Source organism: Micromonospora sp., from assembly GCF_048594385.1.
GTDB classification, from domain to species: Bacteria; Actinomycetota; Actinomycetes; order Mycobacteriales; family Micromonosporaceae; genus Micromonospora; species Micromonospora wenchangensis.
The window spans coordinates 1-5408 of record NZ_JBMDWU010000243.1; the positions used below are offsets into that span (position 1 = coordinate 1).

Consider the following 5408-nt stretch of genomic DNA (forward strand, 5'->3'; position numbering starts at 1 on the left):
GGTTCTGCAAACAATTTATGGGGGGGGGGGGCGGGGGGGGCCCCCGCCCGCCGCCCCCGACGCATCGCAAGCCCGCCTCAGGCTTCGACGATCAGGACGCTGACCATGGACGACACCATCCTCGAGATGCGACGCATCACGAAGACCTTCCCCGGGGTGACCGCACTGGCCGACGTCTCCCTCGCGGTACGCCGGGGGGAGATCCACGCCATCTGCGGCGAGAACGGCGCCGGCAAGTCCACCCTGATGAAGGTGCTCTCCGGAGTGCACCCGACCGGGTCGTACGACGGCGAGATCGTGCTGGACGGCAAGCCGGTGCACTTCCGGGGCCTCCGCGACAGCGAGTCCCAGGGCAGCGTCATCATCCACCAGGAACTCGCCCTGGTGCCGCACCTGTCGATCGCCGAGAACATCTTCCTCGGCAACGAGCGGCGTGGTCCGGGTGGCCTCATCGACTGGAACCGGGCCAACGCCGAGGCCGCCGAGCTGCTGGCCTCGGTGGGCCTGCACGAGAATCCGGTCACCCCGGTGATCCAGCTCGGCGTCGGCAAGCAGCAGCTCGTCGAGATCGCCAAGGCGCTGTCCAAGAAGGTCCGGCTGCTCATCCTGGACGAGCCGACCGCCGCGCTCAACGACATCGACTCGGCCCACCTGCTCGACCTGCTGCGCCGGCTGCGCGACCAGGGCATCACCTGCATCCTGATCTCGCACAAGCTCAACGAGGTCACCGCGATCGCCGACGCGACCACGGTCATCCGGGACGGGCGCACCGTGGAGACGCTCTCCCTGGCCTCCGGCGAGGTCACCCAGGAACGGATCATCCGGGGCATGGTCGGCCGGGACCTGGACAGCTTCTATCCCGACCGGGTCTCGTCGCCGGGGGAGGAGGTGCTGCGCATCGAGAACTGGAGCGTGCGGCACCCCACCCAGGACCGGCTCGTCGTCGACGACGCCAGCCTGGACGTCCGCGCCGGTGAGGTGGTCGGCATCGCCGGGCTGATGGGCGCCGGGCGCACCGAGTTGGCGATGAGTGTCTTCGGCCGGTCGTACGGCCGGGACGTGCGGGGCCGGTTGTTCGTGCGGGGCCGGGAGGTCCGGGCGCACAGTGTCGCCGAGGCCATCGAGCACGGCATCGCCTACGTCACCGAGGACCGCAAGCGGTTCGGCCTCAACCTCATCGACGACGTACGGCGCAACGTCTCGGCCGCCGCGCTGGGGCGGCTGGCCCGCTTCGGCTGGGTCAACGGCAACGAGGAGATCAAGGTCGCCGAGCAGAGCCGGCGCGACATGAACATCAAGACGACCAGCGTGATGGCCGTGGTGGGCAAGCTCTCCGGCGGCAACCAGCAGAAGGTCGTGCTGTCGAAGTGGCTGTTCACCAACCCGGACGTGCTGATCCTGGACGAGCCGACCCGGGGCATCGACGTCGGGGCGAAGTTCGAGATCTACACGATCGTCAACCGGCTCGTCGCCGACGGCAAGGCGGTGATCCTGATCTCCTCGGAGCTGCCGGAGCTGCTCGGCATGTGCGACCGCATCTACACCCTCGCCGCCGGTCGGATCACCGGCCAGGTGCCGGTGGCCGAGGCGACCCAGGAGAACCTCATGGATCTGATGACGAAGGACAAGGAGCGCGTGGGATGACCAGCGTCAAGACCTCATCGCCGCCGTCCCCGCCGCCCACCGGGAAGAGTCCGGGCGTCGCCCTGCACGCCGGCACCAGCGACCTGCGCTCGCTGATCATGAACAACCTGCGGCAGAGCGGCATCTACGTCGCGCTGGTCGTCATCGTGGGGCTCTTCGCCGTGCTCACCGACGGGGTGTCGCTGAGCCCCGGCAACATCACCAACATCGTGCTCCAGTACTCCTACATCCTGGTGCTGGCGATCGGCATGGTGATCATCATCATCGGCGGGCACATCGACCTGTCGGTGGGCTCGGTGGTGGCGCTCACCGGGGCGGTCTCCGCCGTGCTGGTCATCCGGGAGGGCTTCCCGTGGTGGGTCGGCATCCTGGCCGCGCTGGCGGTGGGGGTCGCGGTCGGCGCGTGGCACGGCTTCTGGGTGGCGTACGCCGGCATCCCGGCCTTCATCGTGACGCTCGCCGGCATGCTGCTGTTCCGGGGTCTGACCCTGCGGGTGCTGGACAACATCTCGCTCTCCCCGTTCCCCGCCGACTACCAGCAGGTCGCGGCCGGGTTCCTCAACGGCCTGCTCGGTGGGGAGGGCTTCGACGCGTTCACCCTGCTGATCGGTGCGATCGCGGTGGCCGGGTACGCGGTGAGCGGTTTCCGGACCCGGGTGGCCCGGGTGCGCTACCAGCAGCCGGTGGAGTCGTTCCCGCTGTTCGTGGCCCGGGTGGTGCTGGTTGGCGCGGTCATCATGTACTTCGCCTGGCAGTTGGCGCACGCCCGGGGCCTGCCGATCGTCCTGATCATCCTGGCCGCGCTGGTGCTGGTCTACGGCCTGCTCACCCGGCGTACGGTCTTCGGCCGGCAGGTCTACGCGATCGGCGGCAACCTGTCTGCGGCGATGCTGTCCGGCGTGAAGGTGCGGACGGTCAACTTCTGGATGTTCGTCAACATGGGCTTCCTGGCGGCGGTGGCCGGGGTGATCTACTCCTCGCGCTCCAACGGCGCCCAGCCCGCCGCGGGCAACATGTTCGAGCTCGACGCGATCGCCGCCGCGTTCATCGGCGGGGCGGCGGTCACCGGCGGGGTCGGCACCGTGGTCGGCGCGATGGTCGGTGGTCTGATCATGGCGGTGATGAGCAACGGCATGCAGCTCATGGGTGTCGACCAGTCCATCCAGTCGGTGGTCAAGGGCCTGGTGCTGCTCGTCGCCGTGGCCTTCGACGTCTACAACAAGCGCCGCGCCGGCTCCTCCCGCTGACCGGTGACGCGGCACCCGACCGCGTCTACCCCTTCGCCCGGACACCCCGGGCCGCGTCGGACTATGCCGACCCGGCCCGGGGTGTCGGCATCTGCGCCCGTCGATCGTGTCCGCGCCGTTTCAGCTTGACGAGCATCATGTTATCGCTCACAGTCTATGGATAGCTGAAGCCGTTCCCGCAGCGGCTGGTCGGCAGCCCCGACCTGTCGCTGTGCCGCGTCGTGCGCCATCGCGGACGCGCCGCCGAGTGAACGTTGACATCGGCAGGCTTCGAACAATGCGACGACGGTGGCCCCGGGCCGGACCCGGGGCCACCGTCGATCGACCGTTGGTGAGGGAGGGTCATGGTAGCCATGGGAGAGGTGCCGATCGCGGTCCGGCGACGGCGCGGCTGGTGGTCACGGGTCGTCGCCGCGCTGATGACGCTGCTGGTCGGCGGCGGACTCGTCGTGGTCCAGTCGACCGGCGCGGCGGCGGCGACGGTGGACACCACCGCCTGGTACGTGCTGGTCAACCGCAACAGCGGCAAGGCGCTGGACGTGTACAACTTCGCCACCAACGACGGCGCGCGGATCACCCAGTGGACCCGCGGCGACGGCACCAACCAGCAGTGGCAGTTCGTCGACTCCGGCGGCGGCTACTACCGGTTGAAGTCGCGGCTGTCGGGCAAGGTGCTAGACGTCTACAATCTCTCCACCGCCGACGGCGCGGCGATCGTGCAGTGGACCGACGGCAACGGCTCCAACCAGCAGTTCCGGCTCGCCGACTCGGCCGACGGCTACGTCCGGCTGCTCAACCGCAACAGCGGCAAGGCCGTCGAGGTGCAGAACGCCTCCACCGCCGACGGCGGCAACATCGTCCAGTACGCCGACTGGGGCGGCACCAACCAGCAGTGGCAGCTCGTCCGGGTCGACGGCGGCACCACCCCGACCACGCCGCCGCCCACCACGCCACCGGCGAGCGGCTCGTTCACCAACCCGGTGGTGTGGCAGGACTTCGCCGACGTCGACATCATCCGGGTCGGCGACGCGTTCTACCTGTCCGCCTCGACCATGCACTACTCGCCGGGCGCTCCCATCCTGCGCTCGTACGACCTGGTCAACTGGGAGTTCGCCGGGCACTCGGTGCCCAAGCTGGACTTCGGCGCGAAGTACGACATGTCCGGCGGGCGGGCGTACGTCAACGGGATCTGGGCGTCGACCCTGAACTACCGCCCGAGCAACCGCACCTACTACTGGGCCGGCTGCATCGACTTCGCCAAGACCTACATCTACACCGCCGCCGCCGTCGACGGGGCCTGGAACCAGCACGCCACCATCAACAAGTGCTACTACGACGCCGGCATGCTGGTCGACGACAACGACACCATGTACGTCGCGTACGGCAACAGCCAGATCAGCGTGGCGCAGCTCTCGGCGGACGGTAAGAGCGAGGTCCGCAGCCAGCAGGTGTTCTCCACCCCGTCGAGCGTGGGCACCCTGGAGGGGGCCCGGTTCTACAAGCGCAACGGCAGCTACTACATCTGGCTCACCCGGCCGGCCAACGGCCAGTACGTGCTGAAGTCGTCGAGCCCGTTCGGCCCGTACGAGATGCGTCAGGTGCTGCTCAACATGCCCGGCCCGATCTCCGGCGGCGGCGTGCCGCACCAGGGCGGGCTGGTGCAGACCCCGGCCGGCCAGTGGTACTACATGTCCTTCGTGGACGCCTACCCCGGTGGGCGGGTGCCCGCCCTGGCCCCGATCACCTGGACCGCCGACGGCTGGCCGCAGATCCAGACGGTCAACGGCGGCTGGGGCACGTCGTACCCGAACCCGCTGCCGACCCGACCGGTCAAGCCGCTGACCGGCACCGACACCTTCTCCGGCAGCACCCTCGGCCCGCAGTGGGAGTGGAACCACAACCCGGACAACACCAAGTGGTCGGTGAACAACGGCCTGCGCCTGCAGACCGCCACCGTCACCAACGACCTCTACAGCGCCCGGAACACGGTCACCCACCGCATCCAGGGGCCGACCTCCACCGCCACCGTCGAACTCGACTACTCGGCCCTGCGCGACGGCGACCGGACCGGGCTGGCGGTGCTGCGCAACTCGTCGGCCTGGATCGGCGTCCGCCGGGACAACGGCGCCACCCGGGTGTCGATGACCAACAACCTCACCATGGACGGCAGTTGGCGGACCACCAACACCGGTACGGAGATCGCGTCCGCTCCGGTCAGCGGGGGACGGATCTGGCTACGGGCCACCGCCGACATCCGCCCCGGCTCCGGCCGGCAGGCCCGGTTCTCGTACAGCACCGACGGGGTCAACTTCACCGCGCTGGGCAACGCGCTGACCCTCGACAGCAACTGGCAGTTCTTCATGGGCTACCGGTTCGCCCTGTTCAACCACGCCACCCAGGCCCTCGGCGGCACCAGCACGATCCGTCAGTTCCAGCTCAGCACCCCCTGACCCGACCCGGGTCACGGCAGCGGAGCAACCGGGCCGCCCGTACCGTCGGCACCGCTGTGCGGGCCGG

At 69.2% G+C, this 5408-nt stretch carries 3 protein-coding genes; all 3 read left to right on the top strand.

All coding sequences use genetic code 11. From position 1 onward, the window contains the following. Positions 1-105: 105 nt before the first annotated feature. The 3 genes from mmsA to ACOJTC_RS12650 all read left to right on the top strand — a co-directional run bounded on the left by mmsA (position 106) and on the right by ACOJTC_RS12650 (position 5341). Positions 106-1644 (top strand): multiple monosaccharide ABC transporter ATP-binding protein, encoded by a 1539-nt coding sequence (gene mmsA / locus ACOJTC_RS12640; protein ID WP_420116993.1) that lies wholly within the window; start codon positions 106-108, stop codon positions 1642-1644. Further along, positions 1641-2891, top strand: a complete 1251-nt coding sequence (gene mmsB, locus ACOJTC_RS12645) for a multiple monosaccharide ABC transporter permease (protein WP_204923132.1) — start codon at positions 1641-1643, stop codon at positions 2889-2891. Before mmsA ends, mmsB begins: the two co-directional genes overlap by 4 nt. Before the next feature lie 344 nt (positions 2892-3235). Then, positions 3236-5341, top strand: a complete 2106-nt coding sequence (locus tag ACOJTC_RS12650; protein WP_420116994.1) for a family 43 glycosylhydrolase — start codon at positions 3236-3238, stop codon at positions 5339-5341. The last annotated feature ends 67 nt before the right edge of the window (positions 5342-5408 follow it).

Coding starts and splice junctions, on each gene's coding strand:
- mmsA (WP_420116993.1), top strand. CDS start 106: ATGGACGACACCATCCTCGAGATGCGACGCATCACGAAGACCTTCCCC.
- mmsB (WP_204923132.1), top strand. CDS start 1,641: ATGACCAGCGTCAAGACCTCATCGCCGCCGTCCCCGCCGCCCACCGGG.
- ACOJTC_RS12650 (WP_420116994.1), top strand. CDS start 3,236: ATGGTAGCCATGGGAGAGGTGCCGATCGCGGTCCGGCGACGGCGCGGC.